Annotated in this window: 22 protein-coding genes; 11 read left to right on the top strand and 11 right to left on the bottom strand. The window is 35.8% G+C overall.

Annotated features, from left to right (window positions below; translation table 11 throughout):
• The first annotated feature begins 140 nt into the window (after positions 1 to 140).
• From C8D70_RS17115 to C8D70_RS17105, 3 genes are all read left to right on the top strand, one after another.
• Positions 141 to 341: a hypothetical protein gene (locus C8D70_RS17115; RefSeq protein WP_076594871.1), complete on the top strand. Its 201-nt coding sequence runs from the start codon at positions 141 to 143 to the stop codon at positions 339 to 341.
• A 55-nt stretch (positions 342 to 396) separates the two neighbouring features.
• Positions 397 to 1,107 (top strand): diphthine--ammonia ligase, encoded by a 711-nt coding sequence (locus C8D70_RS17110; RefSeq protein ID WP_076595069.1) that lies wholly within the window; start codon positions 397 to 399, stop codon positions 1,105 to 1,107.
• A gap of 210 nt (positions 1,108 to 1,317) precedes the next feature.
• Positions 1,318 to 2,430, top strand: coding sequence for a serine hydrolase domain-containing protein (locus C8D70_RS17105; RefSeq protein WP_110368120.1), 1,113 nt, complete (start codon positions 1,318 to 1,320; stop codon positions 2,428 to 2,430).
• Between the two features lie 17 nt (positions 2,431 to 2,447).
• Here C8D70_RS17105 and C8D70_RS17100 read toward each other — a convergent pair whose 3' ends face one another.
• Together C8D70_RS17100 and C8D70_RS17095 are read right to left on the bottom strand one after the other, a co-directional pair.
• Positions 2,448 to 3,167, bottom strand: a complete 720-nt coding sequence (locus C8D70_RS17100; RefSeq protein ID WP_110368119.1) for a hypothetical protein — start codon at positions 3,165 to 3,167, stop codon at positions 2,448 to 2,450.
• Positions 3,164 to 3,487, bottom strand: coding sequence for a PadR family transcriptional regulator (locus C8D70_RS17095; RefSeq protein ID WP_110368118.1), 324 nt, complete (start codon positions 3,485 to 3,487; stop codon positions 3,164 to 3,166). The genes C8D70_RS17100 and C8D70_RS17095 overlap by 4 nt, the downstream gene beginning before the upstream one ends.
• 82 nt (positions 3,488 to 3,569) lie before the next feature.
• Here C8D70_RS17095 and C8D70_RS17090 point away from each other — a divergent pair, with 82 nt between their 5' ends.
• From C8D70_RS17090 to C8D70_RS17070, 5 genes are all read left to right on the top strand, one after another.
• Positions 3,570 to 4,094, top strand: a complete 525-nt coding sequence (locus C8D70_RS17090) for a 2'-5' RNA ligase family protein (RefSeq protein ID WP_110368117.1) — start codon at positions 3,570 to 3,572, stop codon at positions 4,092 to 4,094.
• 221 nt (positions 4,095 to 4,315) lie between these two features.
• Positions 4,316 to 4,870 (top strand): crossover junction endodeoxyribonuclease RuvC, encoded by a 555-nt coding sequence (ruvC, locus tag C8D70_RS17085; protein ID WP_034692903.1) that lies wholly within the window; start codon positions 4,316 to 4,318, stop codon positions 4,868 to 4,870.
• Positions 4,871 to 5,012: 142 nt separating this feature from the next.
• On the top strand, positions 5,013 to 6,083 hold the full coding sequence (locus C8D70_RS17080) for a DUF4407 domain-containing protein (RefSeq protein WP_076594866.1): 1,071 nt from the start codon (positions 5,013 to 5,015) through the stop codon (positions 6,081 to 6,083).
• A gap of 173 nt (positions 6,084 to 6,256) precedes the next feature.
• A complete protein-coding gene (locus C8D70_RS17075) occupies positions 6,257 to 6,850 on the top strand; it encodes a phage tail protein (RefSeq protein ID WP_110368116.1) in 594 nt (197 codons plus the stop codon).
• A gap of 5 nt (positions 6,851 to 6,855) precedes the next feature.
• A complete protein-coding gene (locus C8D70_RS17070) occupies positions 6,856 to 7,548 on the top strand; it encodes a T9SS type A sorting domain-containing protein (protein ID WP_110368115.1) in 693 nt (230 codons plus the stop codon).
• 111 nt (positions 7,549 to 7,659) lie between these two features.
• Here C8D70_RS17070 and C8D70_RS17065 read toward each other — a convergent pair whose 3' ends face one another.
• The 9 genes from C8D70_RS17065 to C8D70_RS17025 form a co-directional block, all read right to left on the bottom strand.
• A complete protein-coding gene (locus C8D70_RS17065; protein ID WP_110368114.1) occupies positions 7,660 to 9,525 on the bottom strand; it encodes a GEVED domain-containing protein in 1,866 nt (621 codons plus the stop codon).
• A 352-nt stretch (positions 9,526 to 9,877) separates the two neighbouring features.
• Positions 9,878 to 11,338, bottom strand: a complete 1,461-nt coding sequence (guaB, locus tag C8D70_RS17060; RefSeq protein WP_110368113.1) for an IMP dehydrogenase — start codon at positions 11,336 to 11,338, stop codon at positions 9,878 to 9,880.
• A gap of 188 nt (positions 11,339 to 11,526) precedes the next feature.
• The gene (locus tag C8D70_RS17055) at positions 11,527 to 12,231 is read right to left on the bottom strand and encodes a hypothetical protein (protein ID WP_110368112.1); all 705 of its coding nucleotides are present in this window, start codon (positions 12,229 to 12,231) and stop codon (positions 11,527 to 11,529) included.
• A gap of 25 nt (positions 12,232 to 12,256) precedes the next feature.
• Positions 12,257 to 12,760: a DUF4252 domain-containing protein gene (locus C8D70_RS17050; RefSeq protein ID WP_110368111.1), complete on the bottom strand. Its 504-nt coding sequence runs from the start codon at positions 12,758 to 12,760 to the stop codon at positions 12,257 to 12,259.
• Between the two features lie 12 nt (positions 12,761 to 12,772).
• A complete protein-coding gene (locus tag C8D70_RS17045; RefSeq protein ID WP_228408056.1) occupies positions 12,773 to 14,059 on the bottom strand; it encodes a DUF4252 domain-containing protein in 1,287 nt (428 codons plus the stop codon).
• 16 nt (positions 14,060 to 14,075) lie between these two features.
• Positions 14,076 to 14,765, bottom strand: a complete 690-nt coding sequence (locus C8D70_RS17040; RefSeq protein ID WP_110368110.1) for a hypothetical protein — start codon at positions 14,763 to 14,765, stop codon at positions 14,076 to 14,078.
• Positions 14,740 to 15,249: an RNA polymerase sigma factor gene (locus tag C8D70_RS17035; protein ID WP_110368109.1), complete on the bottom strand. Its 510-nt coding sequence runs from the start codon at positions 15,247 to 15,249 to the stop codon at positions 14,740 to 14,742. Before C8D70_RS17035 ends, C8D70_RS17040 begins: the two co-directional genes overlap by 26 nt.
• A 99-nt stretch (positions 15,250 to 15,348) precedes the next feature.
• Positions 15,349 to 16,509, bottom strand: a complete 1,161-nt coding sequence (locus C8D70_RS17030; protein ID WP_110368108.1) for a putative sugar nucleotidyl transferase — start codon at positions 16,507 to 16,509, stop codon at positions 15,349 to 15,351.
• A 104-nt stretch (positions 16,510 to 16,613) separates the two neighbouring features.
• Positions 16,614 to 16,865 carry a type B 50S ribosomal protein L31 gene (locus tag C8D70_RS17025; RefSeq protein WP_002976190.1) on the bottom strand — a complete coding sequence of 84 codons (252 nt, stop codon included), beginning with the start codon at positions 16,863 to 16,865 and terminating at the stop codon, positions 16,614 to 16,616.
• A gap of 184 nt (positions 16,866 to 17,049) precedes the next feature.
• On the opposite strand from C8D70_RS17025, the gene C8D70_RS17020 reads away from it, so the two are divergent.
• The 3 genes from C8D70_RS17020 (at position 17,050) to C8D70_RS17010 (ending at position 20,075) form a co-directional block, all read left to right on the top strand.
• A complete protein-coding gene (locus tag C8D70_RS17020; protein WP_110368107.1) occupies positions 17,050 to 18,459 on the top strand; it encodes a hypothetical protein in 1,410 nt (469 codons plus the stop codon).
• Entirely contained in the window at positions 18,459 to 18,785 is a 327-nt protein-coding gene (locus tag C8D70_RS17015) for a nucleotide pyrophosphohydrolase (protein WP_110368106.1), read from the top strand. The genes C8D70_RS17020 and C8D70_RS17015 overlap by 1 nt, the downstream gene beginning before the upstream one ends.
• Before the next feature lie 69 nt (positions 18,786 to 18,854).
• Entirely contained in the window at positions 18,855 to 20,075 is a 1,221-nt protein-coding gene (locus C8D70_RS17010) for a 3-phosphoshikimate 1-carboxyvinyltransferase (protein WP_110368105.1), read from the top strand.
• Positions 20,076 to 20,092 lie beyond the last annotated feature (17 nt).

Genomic DNA, 20,092 nt, shown 5'->3' with positions numbered 1-20,092 from the left:
AAACCTCAAAGAAATTCTTTGAGGTTTTGTTATTTTTAATGTGAAAAAACACTAAATTTTGATGCGTTTATTTATAATGTTTGTTAAAAATTAAAAATAAAATGATCTGATCCTCTATATTTACCATCAAAAAAAATTGAATGAGAACATATATTAAAATTATTTCGGTGTTTGGTCTTTTTGTAGCGTTAGGTTCCTGTAAAACATCTAATGTAGATACCTCTCATAAAAGCGATATGGCTAGAAACGCTGAAGAACTACAAAAAAGAGAACAGGCGGAGAAAAATAGAGTTGATGTTACAAGCTCCCTAAACAATTACGGAAAGCCAGCTTCAAAATAAGGAAGTCTCCTTTGTAAATAAAATCTCCTTATTTTTGGGAGATTTTAATTTTACAATGAAACCAAAAGCTTTATTCAACTGGAGCAGCGGAAAAGATTCCGCCCTTGCTCTTTACAAAATACTACAGGAAGATCAATATGAGATTTCTACTCTGCTTACCAGCATCAATCAGGAATTCCAAAGGATTTCTATGCACGGTGTGCCTATTTCTCTTTTAGAAAAGCAGGCCGAAAGTCTTGGAATTCCGTTAATTAAAATGGAACTTCCTAAAGAACCCTCTATGGAAGAATACCAACAGATCATGAGTACAACAATGACTGGAATTAAAGCTCAGGGTATTACCCATTCCATTTTTGGAGATATTTTTCTGGAAGATCTGAGAAAATACAGGGAAGACCAGTTAACGGCCATCGGTATGAAAGCCGTATTTCCTCTGTGGAAACAAGATACAACTAACCTCATTCATGAATTTTTAGATCTTGGCTTTAAAACAATTGTAACATGTGTGAACGGATCTTATCTTGATCAAAGCTTCGCTGGACGAATTATTGATCAGCAATTCATTGATGACCTTCCTGAAAATGTAGATCCATGCGGAGAAAACGGAGAGTTTCATACTTTTACTTTTGATGGCCCTATTTTCAAAAATCCGGTTCAGTTCGAAATAGGAGAAACAGTTAAAAAGACTTATCCTAAACCTAAAACAACTCCTGAAGAAGAAGATGGGGAATATGTTTTCTGGTTCCGTGATCTGCTATTAAAATAAGCCTGTGAATATTCTTTCACAGGTTTTTTAATGTATTATTTTTCAAAAATACTTCCATTCATAGCACTTAAATTTTCCACAAAAGCGGATTACCTCTGCATTAACCTGATCATGCAGGCGATCTTAGCACGCAATTTGCTTCCCATACTGCTCTTTTGGATATTTTGCTATCTTTAAGAATATCAATCATCATTAAAAAATACAACACCTGTGATCAAAAATTTAGTATTCCTGTCCTTTTTTTGTTTTTTATTTTCCTGTACAACAACCGAGGTTCAACAAATTGCCCCTGTTGATAAAAAAGCCATCATTGATTCTACCATTACCGCTTTTCAGAAAACCCTTTTAGAACAACAGATTGATTCTACTTTCAAGAAGTACCATTTCAATGGAAGTATTGCCGTTTTTAAAGATTCTACTCCACTTTACAGACGAGAAAACGGATATTCTGACTTTAAGAAGAAAACTAAAATTGACAGTAATACCATTTTTGCAATAGGTTCGGTTAGCAAGCAGTTCACGGCTGTTTTGATCTTGCTTCAAATGGAAGAAGGAAAACTTAATGTGACAGATAAGGCATCAAAATACCTGAAAGAATTTCAGATCAAAGAATATGAAAACATTACCATTCATCAGCTGTTAAATCATACTTCCGGGTTGAATCTGATGGGCGGAAAACTGATGTTTAAAAGCGGATCAGATTTCTTTTATTCCAACGATGGATTCAATGCACTTGGAAAGATTGTGGAAAAAGTATCCGGAAAATCATATCATGAAAATGCATTGGAACTTTTTAAAAGATCAGGAATGACTCATTCCTCAACGGGAGATAGTTTTCAAGGAACTCATTTTGCCAGTGCTTATGTTGGAACTCCTGTCAAATTCTCTGAGGTCCCCAATATGCCGAAAAGATTAGGCGGACCAGAAATAGGAACACCTGCCGGTGGAATATTATCTACCATTCAGGATCTTCATTCATGGAATAATGCTCTGTACGGAGGAAAAATTCTAAAACCTGAAACCCTGAAACTCTTTATGGCTAAGAGTGCGGAAAGACACCATGCTATTTTTGGGAAAATGGGTTACGCTTACGGAATCATGCTTAATATCGGCCAGCCCAATTCTTATTTTCACAGTGGTTATGTGAAAGGCTCTCCCTCTTTAAATATTTATTATCCGGGCACAAAAACATCCGTAATCATTCTATCTAATATTGCTGATGAGGAAAAAGGAAAAGGTTTGATCTTCAGACCGCATATTGAAGTAAAAAAGATCACTGATCATCTTGAGAATACGCTTACAGAGCTTAGATCAAAACATTAGTTTTAATAGTACTTTATTTATACCGGCTTAAGGAATTCCTGCATTTTTAATAAATTTTTTTTATGCTCAATAAAATTGAATAATGCAAAAACAAGAGCTACCTGTAATAGAAAAGGAAGGATCAAAGTCATGAGAAACCCTGCAACATCAGTATAATTGTGTTCTCTGAAAAACTGGTAAGCATAATCTCCGCTCCTTATTGCCACTTGCATCATGGAACTGGCACAAACAATCGTTAATCCCAGATTCTGCTGGTACATCGTGTAAAGAGATTTCCCCTTGTATTTAAAGTCAGTTTTAATATATTTCCAGATTTTATAATTTAAAATCCAGATTAATATCGTTACCAATACAAACGAGCCATTCAGTAGTTTAAAGAACAGATCATATTGCTTTTGATTTCCTGACATAAAAATCAGCGATAAGTTAACAGCAAAAGCCAGAACCCCTACAATCAAAGATTTTTTAAAAAGCCCTTTGTATTTTTCGTGAATGATTTTCCTGGCAATCAATGGAATTTGAGTTGGATAAAACAATAAGTAATTAACCATTTTAAACTCTCCATTCCATGATTCTTTTACCTTTAAGAAAGCTTTCTCAAAACTGATATTTTCATTGAACTGCATATCCGAAATCTGGCTGATCATATGATCTCTGATTTCTACCAGAATATCCAGAGAAAGCTGCTGACCTAACAGATAATCCGTAATTTTATTTTCCTGTACTTCGGTGATCATATATTGAATATTGTCTGTAGGTTAAGTAAATAACTTTTCATCTCGTTTTCCTGCTCTGTCTGCTGTTTTTTACCTTTTTCAGTCAGCAGATAATATTTACGGTCTCTCCCGTTGATCTTTTGAATTTCGGAAGTTATCATTCCGTCACTTTCCAGTTTGTGCAGCAGCGGATAGAGTGCACCTTCCGTCATTTCAAGCTCTCCCAGAGTAAGTTCTTTCGCTCTTTGGGTAATTTGATACCCATACATTTTAATTTCTTTTGAGAGGAGCTTCAAAATAATATTCTGCAGGGTACCTTTATAGAGACTACTCTTTTTCATAGAATGATTTGTATACATTGCAAACTTATGCATAATTTTCTTATGTATATTAAATTAATATAAAAACTTTTTAAATTGCTGTATGAAAAAAATGTACTTCATAGCGATTTATCCTCCACAGGAGATTATTGAAGAAGTAAAAGTCTTTAAAAAAGATCTGTTAATGAATTATGCCAATTCCAAAGCGTTGAAAAACGAGGCTCATATTACACTATTTCCTCCCTTTTCAAGAGAAATTGAAATGGAGGGCGATATTCATATTGCTTTTCAGAAGATCAATACAGAAATCCCCCCTTTTGAAGTAGAAATGGATGGCTTTGGAAGCTTTCCCAATCCTAAAAATCCTGTACTCTATATTCAGCCAAAAGAAAATATTCATTTAACAGAGCTTTATCATAGGGTAAAAGAGTACTTTAATTTTGCCCAGTATTCTTTTCATCCTCATATGACTGTAGGATTCAGAGATCTGACCTGGGAAAATTATCTTAAGGCCTGGGAAAAATATGAAAACAAGGAATACAAAACTAAATTTTTAGTAGATAAAATAATCCTTCTTCGTCATGATGGCCAGTGGATACCTATAGCAGAGAAAAAACTGAAAAAATAAAACCGCTGATGGAGCCGGTTGAGCTTTATTTCTCATTTATAATCTTCTGGATCAGTTTTTCAGAAATATCATGCACACATGTATTTTTTTAAAATCCTGTTTTTCTTTAATAAGGATTCCAGTAACATGAAGAATATTATGATTGTGTACTTTCATATGAATTAAAATCTTTGCGGATACTTTTTTACACTTAAAAGATAGAAAGTCATATCTTTGAAGCAATGATTTCAGAGAAAATAATTTTAGGAATTGACCCGGGGACAACGGTAATGGGATTTGGTATTATCTCCGTAAAAAAAGGAAAAATGGAGATGGTCTCTATTCATGAACTGATCTTAAAAAAATATCCCAATCACGAAACTAAACTGAAGTATATCTTTGAAAGAACACTATCTCTCATTGACGAATTTCACCCTGATGAAGTCGCTCTTGAAGCTCCTTTCTACGGAAAAAACGTGCAGAGTATGCTTAAACTTGGACGTGCTCAGGGCGTTGCCATGGCTGCCAGTCTCTACAGAAATATCCCTATTACCGAATATTCTCCAAAAAAAATCAAGATGGCAATCACCGGAAATGGAAATGCCAGTAAGGAACAGGTAGCAGGTATGCTTCAAAACCTTCTTAAATTAAAGGAATTTCCTACAAAATATCTAGATGCATCGGATGGTCTTGCCGTAGCAGTATGTCATCACTTTAATTCCGGGACGATTGCAGATACGAAATCGTATTCGGGATGGGAGAGTTTTCTGAAACAGAATCCGGACAGACTGAAATAGCTTTTTACAAATTTTCAAAATTAAAAATTAACACCCTTAAAAACAGCACCTTATACAAATACACATAATTACTTGGTAAAACATAATACTATCTTTTACATTGGTATGATTTTTAGTACTACCTTTGTATAAATTTTCAGTTATGAAAACAAACCAACAAACTATAAATCAAGGGACTCATAAAATAAACTGGTTCCAAAAGTTTCTGATGGTATGTTCAGGCGGGAACATCCATATTTTAAGAAAGACTCCGAGTGAATGGAATAAATTTTCCGGCATTGGAGGGATTGTCCTTTTCACTGCAGTATTCGCCACTTTGTCTGCAGGCTATGCTATGTATACAGTATTCGACAATATTTGGGCGGCTGTAGGATTTGGAATCTTATGGGGTCTGATGATTTTCAATCTTGACCGTTATATTGTTTCTTCCATCAAAAAAACAGGAACATGGTGGAATCAGATTCTGATGGCTATTCCCCGTCTCATCCTTGCTACGTTCCTGGGAATTATTATTTCCAAACCTTTAGAGCTTAAAATCTTTGAAAAGGAGGTGAATAAACAGCTGAACACTATCATTCAAAGAAATAAAAAACAGCTTCAGGGAGAAATGAACGGCAGGATTCTTCAACAGAGCGGTCCTTTTGAAACCGAAAAGCAGCAGATTTCAGGAAAGATCGCTCAATATCAGCGGTCGTACGACTCAGCTTCTGTAGAGCTTGAAAAAGAAATCCTGGGTAAACAATCGGGATTAACCAGTGGAAAAGAAGGTTATGGTCCCAATGCAAAACGTAAGCAGCAATTAAAGGAGCAACGCAGACTGGATCTGGAAAATTATCAGAAGCAGGCAGCGCCAAGACTGGAATATTTAGACAAAGAAATATCCAAGGTATACACGAATCTGGAAACGGAAAGAAAATCTACAGAAACATTTGAAGATAAATTCAATGGTTTTGCGGCAAGGCTACAGGCCCTGGACGAACTTGGTAAAAATTCTGCGATCATTGGACTTGCAGCCACTTTTATCATGGGATTGTTTATCTGTCTTGAGATTTCTCCGGTACTGGTAAAACTGATCTCTCATATAGGACCCTATGATTATCTTTTAGAAAAAACAGAAAACGATTTCAGGTTATATTCCAAAGAAAAAATTGAAAAAGGAAATGCACTGACTGATTTCAGAATCGATGATTTTAAAGATAATCTGAAAAATTAAAGTGATCTTTTCATATACTATCCAATCTTAAACATTAGAGAAAAAATCTATAATAAATCATTTTCTAATAAATAAAACCTAACCTTTTGTTATATAACGAAAGGTTTTTCTTTTAATTAAGCGTTTTATGTAAAATATTTTCTAATTTTATACTACATAAAATCCTTATTATCATGAAAAACTTAATTTTTGCATGTACACTGCTGATAGGCAGCGCATTTTCTCCTGCTCTGAAAGCACAGGCATCAGAACCATTTTTAGGCCAAATAGCCTTTGTACCTTATAATTTTGCTCCAAAATACTGGGCAGAATGTAATGGGCAGCTTTTGCCCATCGCACAAAATCAAGCATTGTTTTCATTGTTAGGAACTACCTATGGAGGAAACGGAATTACCACATTTGCTTTACCTGATATGAGGGGAAGAGTAGTTGTTCATAACGGACAGGCTCCGGGAGGACCTACAACATACACAATGGGACAAACCGGCGGAGCTGAAAGTGTAACATTACTGATAACACAAATGCCGGCTCACAATCATACTATAAATGCAGTAACGGCGGAAGGGAATCAAAATTCTCCAACTAACAACCTTCCGGCAGATACCAAAATTCTTGATAAAGAATATTCTGATGCATCAGCAAACACTACTATGAAGAGTACAATGGTAAACAACGCCGGAGGAAGCCAGCCCCATGAAAACAGACCTCCCTTTATTACCCTGAAATGCATCATTGCATTAGCTGGAGTATTTCCATCGCAAAACTAATAATTATGAAAATTCTTTACTTACTATGTCTTGCTATAGGAAGCTCAGCTTTCACGCAGACAATAACTTTCAGTGGATGTCCTAATCTGTTTGACAGTCCACCTAATACTTTTGTATTTAACAAAACTGGAGTAGATGCCTTTAGTAAGAACATCTATATGACTACCCCTATTGATGGCGGACAAGATTGTAGCGGATTAGGTACCTGCGAATTTAAAATCCAATGGAACAATACGCTTACAAGATGGGAGTTTCTTGGAGATGAAGGAAACGGAACATTTACCACTCCGTCTTTGCTTTATTATAATTCAACAGGAAATAATTCTCTTCCTATCCCTCCTGGTAATATTGTTGGAACCTGGGTAGAGAATACAGCAATTACAAACGGACAGTGTGGAGGAAACCTTACTGCTGTAAATTCTACTATGACAGGTGATGTACAGACCACCACATTAGGAACTTCAGATCTTTCAAAAAATAAAATACAGGTTTTCCCTAATCCTGTGAGTGATTTTATACATATTTCCGGTATTGATGACGGGCTATCTATCCAGATCTATAATATGGACGGACGTTTGGTAAAATCGGAATCGTTTGATTCAAAGATTGATGTTTCTCAAATTGTCCCCGGTGGATATGTAATGAAAATAAATACCCGAAATTTTCAGACTCATCAATTTAAATTTGTAAAAAAATAAATTATTAAAGCTTTCGAAATTTCCGGAGGCTTTTTTTAATCTAATTTTGATATATAATAAAAAATGCCTCATGAGAATGAGGCATTTATATTTATTTAAATGATATTCAATTTATTTGATAATCAACTTTGAAGACTTACTGTCTTTTCCATTAGAAACCTGAATCATATAAACTCCTTTTTCTAATTGCTGATCTACTTTGAAAACACCATTTCCTTCTTCAGTTACAGATGGACTTGATACCAATCTTCCTGACATATCAGAAATAGAAACTTTCAGATTTTTACCATTTTTAGCTTTAATGAAGATTTTATCTCCGGTTGCTACAGGATTAGGATAAACTGTTAAATCACCATTATCGGCTTTCACTTCACTTGTTCCCAGGTTGGTAACAAATTTTACAGTATAATCTTCAACCTGCCCGTACTTTAATTGCCCACAAGGAGTCATGTTAGAATTCTCATCATCTACAAGTACTCTCATTCTTAGTGGAGTATTCAATACTACTGAAGCTGGAGCTGTAATGGTAGTACTGTAAGTTCCAATTTCTGTAACCGGATCTGCAGCAATATTATCAACAGAACCTACAAGTTCAGATGTCTCAAACGTTCCATTATTATTATAATCAATCCACACTCTCACATCATTATTCGAACCTGATACATTCACCTGAAGATTGTGAGTACCCGTTGCTGAAAGTTCTGTAGAGGTAGCTTTCAGGCAGCCTGCTCCTGTATAATCTTCATAAAAACTGGCATTATTCTGCCAATATCCTGTAGTTGCATTATTAATACTTCCCAATTTTACAAGAGTTGGTCCTACAAAATAATTATCTGGTGTTGAGATACCTGCGGGATTACATGTTGCAGCAATAGGTGTTCCAATCGCAGTAGTAGAAGAAGGGGCAGTTCCTCCTAATGAAGTACTCAATGATCCTCTCATTAAAAAGAAGTAAAGAGCTGCTCTATCATGTTGTCCATTGGTAAATTTAAATGCTATCGGATTCGTATAGTTCATCATATTGTACTGCACTCCCTGATAGTTCACCCCTGAACAATAATTCATATCATTATTAGTAGGTGCCGGATCGTTCAGCAAGCTTCTTGATCTTTCTGTATCACATACCTGATCATCGTCTGTAGCACAGTTATTGGTTGTTGCAGGACAAAAATTTGTAGTAGAATCACCTTGTGGCGCGTCAGGATTAGCACTTCCAAAAGTATGAAGTAATCCCATACTATGCCCAAATTCGTGCGCCAGAGTAATATCATCCTGTAGTGTAACTACAAAAGACTTCATAAAGGATTCGTAGTTAGCATCGGCATTTTGAGGTAATCCTGCCCATCCCATGATACCATAAGTACCACCACCATCTACTTTATTCATAATATAAATATTGAAGTATGATGCTTCCGGCCAGTGAGGAGCAATAGTTTTTACCTGTGCTGTTGTAACTCCATTAGCTCCGTTACGCTTTACTCCATAAGTATCGTATCCGGTAAGAGCTCCTCCGTTATATCGAATAATCCCGGTAGTAGCATTACAGTTAGGATCTCTTTTAGCCAATACCAATTTAATCGGCATTGTAGCAGCATTACCAAAATCTGCCGGAACTCCCTGAGCCCACTGATAAGTCCCTGCATACATTTGATTACAATGATCCAGCCAAGCCTGAATTTGTGCATCACTCTTATTATAAGCGGTACCAATAGCAGCACCTGTAGGTGTTATTACGTGTACTACCACAGGAATTTCGTAAACTCCATTTACAATTTTGTATGCACTTCCATTTTTAGCAGTCATATTTTGATTACCGCTAATAATTTTGTTACGGATATTACGAATCATTTCATCAATTTCCGCATTCTGTTTTTGGTGTACTCTCTGTTCATTATCAAAGTCACACCACTCTTTTTTTTGCTGTGCAGATAATGAAAGGGATAGTAACAAAGCCCCACAAAGGATAGTTCTCTTCATTTTAATAATTTAAAAAATTAAACAATTTGTAAATTTACCGCATTTATTTAATTACTCGTGATATTCACAACTAAAAACAAGCAATAAACTTAAAATTTTATTACAGTTAGTAGAAAAAACTCAACTATTGTTACATTTAAATTAAAAAAAAAAAAAATTAACATCAAACATAATAAACTTAATTTTATTTACATTATAACCAAAAAATAAAGAAAAAAACAAACAAATAAATAATTTAAAAAATCATTTATTTTAAATTAACACTCTGTCAACCAAATTATTAAAGTAAAATCATAAAATAAAAAAACCGCACAAATTGTGCGGTTTTTTATATTTAAATTCAATTATAATTTTATAAAGAATAATTCGGGGCTTCCTGTGTAATAATTACGTCATGCGGGTGAGATTCTTTCAATCCGCTTCCGGTAATCATAACTAATTTTGAGTCTCTTTGAAGGGTTTCAATATCTTTTGCACCACAATATCCCATTCCGGCTCTTAAACCTCCTGTCAGCTGGAAAATAACATCCTCCAGCTTTCCTTTATGCGGAACTCTTCCTTCAATTCCTTCAGGAACGAATTTTTTAGCTTCACTTTGGAAATATCTTTCTTTACCACCTCTCTTCATTGCTGAAAGACTTCCCATTCCCTGATAAGATTTGAATTTTCTTCCCTGGAAGATAATTTCTTCTCCCGGAGCCTCATCTGTACCTGCTAAAAGTGAACCTAACATTACAGCACCTGCACCGCTAGCGATAGCTTTTACAATATCTCCGGAAAGCTTGATACCTCCGTCACCAATTACTGCTACATTTTTAGACTTAGCATATTCGTAAACATTATAGATGGCAGATAGCTGAGGAACTCCTACTCCGGCCACTACTCTGGTGGTACAGATAGATCCTGGCCCCACTCCTACTTTCAATACATTTGCTCCTGCTGCAATAAGATCTTTTGCAGCATCTGCGGTTACAATGTTTCCTCCTACAATATCAAGGTTAGGATATGCTTTTCTGATCTCTGAAATTTTATCTAAAACTCCTTTAGAATGACCATGTGCAGAATCAATCGCTACGATATCAACTCCTGCCTGTACTAAAGCCTCAATTCTCTTTAACGTATCTTCTCCTACGCCTACTCCTGCTCCTACGATAAGACGGCCATTTTCATCTTTATTAGCATTAGGATACTCCAACTGATTATCGATATCCTTGATGGTAATTAAACCTACAAGTTTATTGTCTTTATCTACGATAGGAAGTTTTTCAACTCTGTTCTTAAGAAGGATTTCTTTTGCTTTTTCAAGATTGGTATCTTTGTCTGAAGTGATCAGATTTTCTTTGGTCATGATCTCTTCCACTTTCATATCAAGATTTTCCTGATATTTTACATCTCTGTTGGTAATAATTCCAATAAGGATATTATCAGGATCTACCACAGGAAGACCTGAAATCTTATATCTTGACATAAGATCTCTAGCTTCACCTAAGGTATGATCTTTAGATAGAGTTACCGGATCAGAGATCATTCCGTTTTCGGAACGTTTTACACGGTTTACCTGAGCTGCCTGCTCAGCGATTGTCATGTTTTTATGGATAAATCCTAAACCTCCAACTCTTGCTAAAGCAATGGCCAGATCAGCTTCAGTAACAGTGTCCATCGCAGCGGAAACTATCGGAACATTCAGCGTGATTTTGTCGGTAAGTCTTGATTTTAATGAAACCTGGTTAGGTAAAACTTCTGAATAAGAAGGGACTAGAAGAACGTCATCGAAAGTGATGGCTGTCTCTACAATTTTGTTATGAATAGACATCTTTACTTTCTTTGCAAAATTAGGTTATTTTAGTGAGATATGAAAATCCTTTTTAATAGTTTAAATAAAAATTAATAATCAATAACTTAAATCAAAAAACCGTTCTTTTGTCGGAACGGTTACGGTACAAAATAATTGAATAAGTATGAAACTACTTTATATATATGTTAAATAGGAAAATCAAAGGTCTATTTCACCAGGTTTCCATTTTCATCGATATTTTCAATGTGGGTCTGATTATTTTTATCAATGTATAATTTTAATCTTACTTTCCCATTGGTATCACGGATAAAGATTCCTACATCACCATTGGCTGTCTTGCCTGCGAAGAAACGCTCACTTCCTAACCTACCTTTCTCCTTCAATTGTGCAAATGCTTTCCTGGAGGTTTCCGGATTGTTCAGTTTCTTGATGGAATCAGCTGCTTTAATAAGATACTCCATAGGAAAATCATCAGGTCGGTCCCAAAGTTTCAATCCATATACTCTCTTTTTATCCTTACCCGCTGATTCAGAATATTGCAGCTGCATAATCTGATCTGTATTTCTCTGATCCACAGAATATGCCATCCCGGATTCCTTTTCATTGCCATCATACACAAGACCTCCGCATTCGTCTCCCATGGAGTTGAAAAAAATAAGTCCCGCTTCTCTCTCCCGTGGATTCATCTCTTTATGGTTCACCAAACCGGGGTGCTGACGTTCTTTATTGCTGATGACCATCTTTAACGTTCCGTCTTTTTCAACAATATTGATACGTTCCACATCTATTTCTTTAAAACGTTCGTTGGAAGACTGATTTTTAAAGGCGAGAAAGAAAAACATGGCACATAGTACGGTAAGTACAACTGCATAGATTTTAAGGATTCGGACTTCTCTTATTAATTTTTCCATGCTGCGAATATTTGAGGGGGTATGATTATTTACCGGAAACAGAATTAATCATTTTTGAGATATCATTGGCGGTAAAGTTTCCTTTCACATCTACGAATACTATTTCATTTTTCTTAGAACCTACGGTGATCAGCATATTTTTTATAATCTCTCCATCCTGTTTTACCCTAATGTTGATATCATCTCCATCATGTTTTATGCTGGCCCACTCTTCATAATGATTATGATTCAAAAACTGAGCGTAATCATTTAGCATTTTCTCATTCCCATTGGTTACAGTAAGAACCTTTATTTTAGAAGCTTTTTTAACCAGTTCTATGGTCTCTTCGCTTTCCCCTTCTTCTCTCAGAGCTTTCTTAATATAAGATTTAGCCAAAACCATGGGTACATTAATACTTGCAAACTGCGCTCCTCTGAAATCATATTTTGAATTCTGAAAAAAATCAATGTTCGGCTTTTCTGAAACAATACATGATTGAAGCACACCCATTATCAGAATAGAAAGAAAAATGTTTTTAAGAGTTTTCATCGTTTAGTTTTTTTATTTGATTTGTCTTAAGCTGCCTCCCGAAATTTTGTCCACTTTGGCATCCAGCTCAGGGTTTCCTCTCAGTTTTACATCAGCTCCTGAAGAAACACTTACTTTCAACTTGTCTGTAACAAGTAAGGAAAGACTTGCTCCTGAAGTAGATTCTGCTACTGCTGTGGTAATCTTTAGGTCATCGGCTTTACACGAAGCTCCACTGCTCGTTTCTATTACTGCGGAAACAGCTTCTCCGGATAAGCTTACACTTGCTCCGCTAGAGGTATCCAAAGCCAGTTTCTGTGTGGTGAGTTCAGCATTCACAACAGCTCCGGAACTTACTGTAACAGCTGCTGACTGTCTCGCATTGAAAGTTCCTTTAATAACAGAACCAGATTCTGCATCAATCTCCATATTATTTTCATTAACAGGATTCACTGCTGTAAAAATACTTCCGGATGAAGTTTTTATACTTTGAAGATTAGGAGCAGAAACGTTAACATTAAGATTTTTAAATCTCAGATTACGGACTCCTTTATTATCCACGTATATTTTTAACACTCCGTTTTCCACTTTGGTGATAACATATTGAAGTTTATCTGCATCTGCAATCACCTTTACACTTCTGGTATTTTCCTGCTTGAAAGTAACATTTACTCCCACACTGGCATCTATTTTTGAAAACTCACCAACATTTCTGTTATCACCATTCAAATAAGAAGATGTATTCCCTGAGGTAAGGTCATTTCTTACCGAACTTGTCACTGAAGAGGTAGTTGTTTCAGCTGAATTAATGATTTTATTAACATCCGACAGTTTCATTTTTCCATTGAGAATAAAAATGATATTTTCTTCTTTGGAATCTACATTGAACACCAGATTCTCCAGATAGTTATCTTTTTCTTCTTCAGCCAGAAATTTCATGGAAGTACCGTCACTGCTCATGGACATCAGCTCATTGAAGTTGAGAGCGTTTAAAGCGTTGTTTATTCTCTCCGTCTTTTCTTCATTCATTTTTATGTTCGCAAGATTTTCATCTTTTAAACGATCCGGGAAAGTAATTTTAGGAATAATCAGAATTTTAAGTCCCTCTACATCGTTCAGTATAGGTTTTATCTTTCCGATATAGGCATCATCAACATCAATGGTATTCAATAGCTTGAACATCGGTTTTTTGATATTGATAGAGGTTACTCTTCCTTTTTTTTCAAAATCCTGAAAAAGCTTGTCCAATTTCTCAGTCTGTGCAGAATAAGTTGCAAAGCTGCTTAGCATTATGGCTATTATAAAAAATATTTTTTTCATGAGATTGATCTGATTTTTAGTATTCGCTGTCAAGATTTTCATTTTTTTGGGAAGATGCTACTGTTTTTTTAAACTCGTTTCCTAATTTCATAAAGGAATATCTGGTAACATCCAGGGCTTCTTTTTCACTGCTGATTCTCTTACCGTTTACAATGACATATGAGTCATTGTATGCAGAAGCAGAATCATTTGTATTTTTATTCGGGAAGGAAGAATTATCTACATATCTGGGTTTTCTTTCCTTTTTAAGTCTTCCTCTTTTAGGCAGAATTTCGTCCATAACATCTTTTTCTGCCACCTGGTTATCCTGAAAAACAGAATCTTTTTTCACTCCGGAAATAGAGTCTGTGTGATTCACGGCAACCTGTTCCTGATGATCGCTGTTTTCTTCAATGAACCCGGACTTCTGTTTTAAGATCTCGTCTTTTACCAGTTTTTCCCTGTCCTGTACATCTGTTGTACCGGAATTATTAGAGTTGAGAAATAAACCGATCCCGAAAATCAATATTACACCGGCGGCCATCCAGAACCATTTGGGAAAGGAGGGCTTTTTCTGTTCTTCCAATGGAATAACAGGTGCTGTATTCTGTTCAGGCTCCGCACCTTCTGCAGTCTGAAGAAAGTCTTCAAAACTCCAGTCCATTTTTTCTTCCTTAATTTCCCGGAAGACTTCGTTGTATTTATCTTGTAATTGATCTTTTTTCATAGCTCATCAGTTGTGAGATTTGTTCTTTTACTTTTTGTCTCGCACGCATCAGGTTTACCCTTACTGCATTTTCCTCCATTTCCAGCATTTCAGAAATTTCGGAAACATCATATTCTTCTACATCTTTCAAGTGGATGACTATCTTCTGTTTTTCAGGGAGCTGATTGATAAATCCTACAATATGTTCCTTAAGGTTATCAACTTCCATACTGTAAAGCTCCGAGCGATGAAGCTGCATATCCGCAAAGCCGATTTTTACATCGTGATGCTTCAGACGGTTCAGGCATTCGTTCCGGACCGACTTCAGCGCATAGGATTTAAAATTCCCGAATTGCTCAAGCTCATCCCTCTTCTGCCAAAACTTCATCATGAGATCCTGTACTACATCTTCCGCTTCATCACTGCTCATGACAAACCGCTTCGCAAAACGATACATCTCGTCTTTGAGAATAAACACCGTATTCTTGAAAGTTTCTTGGGTCATGAGTTTTGTTTCTTATAGGTAAGACAATTGCCATTACTTATCTATTACATCAAAAATAAAAAAACTTCAAAAAAATTTGAAGTTTTTATTATAATCGAATTAATACGTATCAAAAATATGTTTCAGAATCGCTTTATCTTCTTCTGTTAACGCTACTTTTCTTCTCGCCATGGCTCTTTCTGCTACTTCGTATACTTTATCAAGTTTGAATCTTTCATCATCTTTCAGTCCGCCCCATGAAAAGTTTTCCACAAGGTTAGGTGGAAAACCTGGTTTGAAGATATTGGAAGCAACACCAATTACCGTTCCTGTATTCAATTGGGTATTGATAGCCGTTTTGGAATGATCACCGACAATCAATCCCGCAAACTGCAATCCTGTATCTTCAAAAGTTTTGGTTCTGTAATTCCAGAATTTAACGTTTCCATAATTATTTTTCATGTTTGAAGAATTGGTATCTGCTCCAAAATTACACCACTCCCCAATCACAGAGTTTCCTACAAAACCTTCGTGCCCTTTACTGGAATATCCGAAGATAATGATATTATTCACTTCTCCTCCTACTTTACAGTGAGGACCGATTGTGGTAGCCCCATAAATTTTAGCTCCAAGATTCAATTTGGAATCATCACAAAGAGCGATTGGCCCGCGAAGATGACAACCTTCCATAACCTCTGTATTTTTACCAATATAAATTTTTCCGGTTTTAGTATTCAGGGTGGAAAATTCAATTTCAGCTCCTTCTTCAATAAACAGATCTTTTTTATCTCCTAAAAATCCATTTGTGGAGGATAATTCCTGCGAAGCTCTTCCTTTGGTAAGGAGATCAAAGTCAAAATCAATCGCATGATGATTATAGGTAAACAGATCTTTGGGTCTTTTAAAGAAAACAAGATCCTCCTTAATGTCTGTCATTTTCTCAATCTGGTTCAGAGAAAAACCTTTCATATTGATTTTTGCGGCGATTAATTCGTCTTCATAAACCAGTGCTTCCCCTTGCTTAAGGTCTTTAATCTGTTGAATTACAGTCTCTGTGGGAAGGAAGTTCGGAACCAGAAAAAGACTTTCTTTTTCCTCAGGGCTTTTAAATTTATCCTGAAGATACATTTCGGTGAAGTAAGCTACCTCTGTGTTTTCGAGAATTTTCTGCCATCTTTCTGAAAATGTAACAATTCCGCATCGCATTGCAGCAACCGGACGGGTAAAAGTAAGCGGAAGAAAGTCTTCCCAATATTGTGCATCTGAAAATACTAATTGCATCGTTCAGTTTTGATTTAAAGTTTAAAATTCAAGGTTAACAAATTTACAATAAAAAAAAGTCTTCCAAAGAACTGGAAGACTTTAATATTTTTAAGTACAAAAAATTATTTAGCGAATTTTTTGTATTTGTTCATGAACTTATCAACTCTACCTGCAGTGTCAACTAGTTTTACTTTACCAGTGTAGAAAGGGTGAGAAGTTGAAGAGATTTCCATTTTGATTAGAGGATACTCTTGTCCTTCGTACTCGATAGTGTCTTTTGTTTCTGCAGTAGACTTGCAAAGAAACACCTCGTCGTTACTCATATCTTTGAAAACAACAAGTCTATAATTTTCTGGGTGGATTCCGTTTTTCATAATACTATTTTTAAAAAAATTAAGTTTGCTTTCGAAATAGTAATGGATATTTCTCTGCTAAATTTTAGGTTGCAAAAATACAACTTTTTTTTAAATTTCCAAATACTGAATTCAATATTTTTTTATTGATAAGAAATTCAAAGTATTTTCGTTAAATTTGGAACTTACTTAAACTTTAATTTCAATGAAATTCAAATTATTACTGGCTTTTTCCTTCTGGATGTTACTTGTAGCAGTATCATGTAATAAAGATGACATAACGTTTGACAGTCCTACACAGGAGCTTCGTTTCTCAAGAGATACAGTATTCTGTGATACGGTATATCATCAGGTACGTTCAGAAACTTATGTTGTGAAAGTATATAATAATGAAGATAAGGACATTATGATCCCAAGAGTGAACCTTGAAAAAGGAGCTGCTTCATTATATAGAATCAATGTAGATGGAAAACCGGGATATGATTTTAAAAATGTTCCTTTAAGAAAGAAAGACAGTCTTTATATATTTGTTGAAATTGCTCCTGAAGCTACCGGACCTGAAGCTATTGCTGAAGACAAAGTACTTTTCACCAGTCCCGGCGGACAGCAGCACGTAACATTATTTTCTGTGGTACAGGACGCTGAATTCTTTATCCAGACCCCTGGCAATCCCAATATCATTACCAGTTCCACCACATGGAATAATAATAAAGCAAAGATCATCTACGGAAACCTTACCATCAACCCAAGTGTTACTCTTGATATCAACGCTGGAACTAAAGTCTACTTCCACAAAAACAGCGGAATGAAAGTTTCTTCAGGTGCTGTTTTAAATATTAACGGAACCCAGACTGATCAGGTTATTCTTCGTGGTGACAGAAATGATCCTTATTATGATACGATTCCTAAAAACTGGAATTCTATTAAAATGGAAGCCAATTCCACCCTTAAGATGAACCATGCAAGACTTTTCGGAGGCACAAGAGGACTGGATATGAAGCAGACCAATGCTACCATCACCAATTCCTTCATCCATACTTTCTTTGAATATGGAATTTATGCTGTAGGTTCTACAGTAAATGCCAACAATCTTGTAATGAACAACTGCGGTTTATCCTGTGTAGGGATTTTCCTGGGTGGAAAACATAGCTATACTCATGCTACGATTGCGAATTACTCCAAGACCATGAGTTCTTTCGACAGAGCAGGAATTTTTGCCGCCAATGAATGGAAAAATGATGCCGGGCAGACGCAACAAGGTGCTTTGCAGCAGCTTGACATCAAAAATAGTATTATATATTCTGACAGGGATGATGCTGTTCATTTTGAACAAACTCCGGGACAGCAGTTTGAATTTTTACTTCAAAACTCATTAATCAAATATACCAGTGCCACCGGAGCAGGTTTCACTTTTGAGAACAATCCGAATGTGATACAAACGGTAAAAAATGCAGAGCCTCAGTTTGTCAATTATTTTATGGCTAAAATGAATTTAAGGGTAAAACCTGGTTCTCCAGCCCTTGGAAAAGGAAATGCGGCTGTTGCAGCAACGGTACCTTTTGATATTGTGAATGTTTCCAGAACTACCAACCCAACTTTAGGAGCTTATCAATAATGGAAATTACGCAGTTACAACAGCAGGTGGATGAATGGATCAAGACCATTGGGGTAAGATACTTTAATGAACTTACCAATATGGCGATGCTGACAGAGGAAGTAGGCGAAGTAGCAAGAATCATTGCCCGAAGATATGGTGAACAAAGCGAAAAGGAAAGTGACAAGACTAAACATCTTGGTGAAGAACTGGCAGATGTGCTTTTCGTAACATTATGTTTAGCCAATCAAACCGGAGTCAACCTACAGGACGCTTTCGACAAAAAAATGAAAATTAAAACTGACCGTGATAAAGACCGGCATCAGAACAACGAAAAATTGAAATAATGATAAATGATGAGTTATAAATAATACATGCATTTATAACTCATCATTTTAAAGATAATGTAGATCATAATGAAGCTAGAAAAATCAAAATTATTAGGTGATACAACAGTACAGATCAGCGGTTCGAAAAGTATTTCGAATCGTTTATTGATTCTGGAAAGTCTGTTTAGCAATATAAAAATCGGAAATTTATCCAATTCTCAGGATACTCAGTTGCTGAAAAAAGCTTTATCTGAAAATACTGATGTGGTAGACATTCATCATGCAGGAACGGCAATGCGTTTTCTTACTTCTTATTATTCTATTCAGGAAGGAAAAACAACTATTCTTACAGGTTCGGGAAGAATGAAGGAAAGACCTATCAAAAATCTGGTAAGTGCTTTAAGGGATCTTGGAGTGGAAATTGAATATATGGAAAATGAAGGTTTTCCCCCTTTAAAAATTACAGGAAGAAAGATTACTGAGACTTCTGTGAATGTTCCGGCGAATATATCAAGCCAGTTTATCACTTCTCTGCTTCTTATTGCAGGAAAGCTAGAAAATGGTTTGGTCATTAATCTTGTGGGCGATGTTACTTCAAGATCTTATATTGAAATGACCCTTGATATTCTGACCAGATTTGGCATTCAAAGCAGTTTTGAAGGAAATACCATCAAAGTAAAACCTTTTAATCCTGACAATTCTGAGGTTGTACATTATGAAGTGGAAAGCGACTGGAGTTCGGCTTCTTACTTCTACTCCATCTGTGCGTTAGGAAGAAAGACGATTCACCTGAAGAGTTTTTATAAAGAGTCTACGCAGGGAGATTCCGCCATTGCTGATATCTATGAAAAGTTTTTCGGGATTAAAACAACATTTTCTGAAGATGAGCATCAACTAACACTTGAACCTCTGCCTGATTTTTCTTTCCCGGAGAAAATTATTCTGGATATGAACAACTGCCCGGATATCGCACAAACCCTTTGTGTAACTGCGGGAGCTTTAAAAATTCCTTTTGATATTTCCGGATTGGGTACGTTAAGAGTAAAGGAAACCGACAGGCTTCTTGCTTTATATAATGAGCTTAAAAAGCTGGGTACTGAAACAGAGATCACAGATTTGACGATTAAATCAATCAGTTTTGGAGAGCCACAAGATGATATTTCAATCAAAACGTATCAGGATCATAGAATGGCGATGAGTTTTGCTCCGTTCTGCCTTATTAAAGAACTCAATATTGAAGATGAAGATGTAGTAGAAAAGTCTTATCCAATGTTCTGGAAAGATCTTGAAAGCATATTGGCTCATTAATTAATATTATAAAATGT

Source organism: Chryseobacterium sp. CBTAP 102, from assembly GCF_003201365.1.
GTDB classification, from domain to species: Bacteria; Bacteroidota; Bacteroidia; order Flavobacteriales; family Weeksellaceae; genus Chryseobacterium; species Chryseobacterium candidae.
The sequence above is the reverse complement of the archived record's forward strand: the minus strand, read 5'-3'. Positions and strand labels throughout refer to the sequence as shown.

Coding starts and splice junctions, on each gene's coding strand:
- C8D70_RS17115 (WP_076594871.1), top strand. CDS start 141: ATGAGAACATATATTAAAATTATTTCGGTGTTTGGTCTTTTTGTAGCG.
- C8D70_RS17110 (WP_076595069.1), top strand. CDS start 397: ATGAAACCAAAAGCTTTATTCAACTGGAGCAGCGGAAAAGATTCCGCC.
- C8D70_RS17100 (WP_110368119.1), bottom strand. CDS start 3,167: ATGATCACCGAAGTACAGGAAAATAAAATTACGGATTATCTGTTAGGT.
- C8D70_RS17095 (WP_110368118.1), bottom strand. CDS start 3,487: ATGAAAAAGAGTAGTCTCTATAAAGGTACCCTGCAGAATATTATTTTG.
- C8D70_RS17090 (WP_110368117.1), top strand. CDS start 3,570: ATGAAAAAAATGTACTTCATAGCGATTTATCCTCCACAGGAGATTATT.
- ruvC (WP_034692903.1), top strand. CDS start 4,316: ATGATTTCAGAGAAAATAATTTTAGGAATTGACCCGGGGACAACGGTA.
- C8D70_RS17080 (WP_076594866.1), top strand. CDS start 5,013: ATGAAAACAAACCAACAAACTATAAATCAAGGGACTCATAAAATAAAC.
- C8D70_RS17075 (WP_110368116.1), top strand. CDS start 6,257: ATGAAAAACTTAATTTTTGCATGTACACTGCTGATAGGCAGCGCATTT.
- C8D70_RS17070 (WP_110368115.1), top strand. CDS start 6,856: ATGAAAATTCTTTACTTACTATGTCTTGCTATAGGAAGCTCAGCTTTC.
- C8D70_RS17065 (WP_110368114.1), bottom strand. CDS start 9,525: ATGAAGAGAACTATCCTTTGTGGGGCTTTGTTACTATCCCTTTCATTA.
- guaB (WP_110368113.1), bottom strand. CDS start 11,338: ATGTCTATTCATAACAAAATTGTAGAGACAGCCATCACTTTCGATGAC.
- C8D70_RS17055 (WP_110368112.1), bottom strand. CDS start 12,231: ATGGAAAAATTAATAAGAGAAGTCCGAATCCTTAAAATCTATGCAGTT.
- C8D70_RS17050 (WP_110368111.1), bottom strand. CDS start 12,760: ATGAAAACTCTTAAAAACATTTTTCTTTCTATTCTGATAATGGGTGTG.
- C8D70_RS17045 (WP_228408056.1), bottom strand. CDS start 14,059: ATGAAAAAAATATTTTTTATAATAGCCATAATGCTAAGCAGCTTTGCA.
- C8D70_RS17040 (WP_110368110.1), bottom strand. CDS start 14,765: ATGAAAAAAGATCAATTACAAGATAAATACAACGAAGTCTTCCGGGAA.
- C8D70_RS17035 (WP_110368109.1), bottom strand. CDS start 15,249: ATGACCCAAGAAACTTTCAAGAATACGGTGTTTATTCTCAAAGACGAG.
- C8D70_RS17030 (WP_110368108.1), bottom strand. CDS start 16,509: ATGCAATTAGTATTTTCAGATGCACAATATTGGGAAGACTTTCTTCCG.
- C8D70_RS17025 (WP_002976190.1), bottom strand. CDS start 16,865: ATGAAAAACGGAATCCACCCAGAAAATTATAGACTTGTTGTTTTCAAA.
- C8D70_RS17020 (WP_110368107.1), top strand. CDS start 17,050: ATGAAATTCAAATTATTACTGGCTTTTTCCTTCTGGATGTTACTTGTA.
- C8D70_RS17015 (WP_110368106.1), top strand. CDS start 18,459: ATGGAAATTACGCAGTTACAACAGCAGGTGGATGAATGGATCAAGACC.
- C8D70_RS17010 (WP_110368105.1), top strand. CDS start 18,855: ATGAAGCTAGAAAAATCAAAATTATTAGGTGATACAACAGTACAGATC.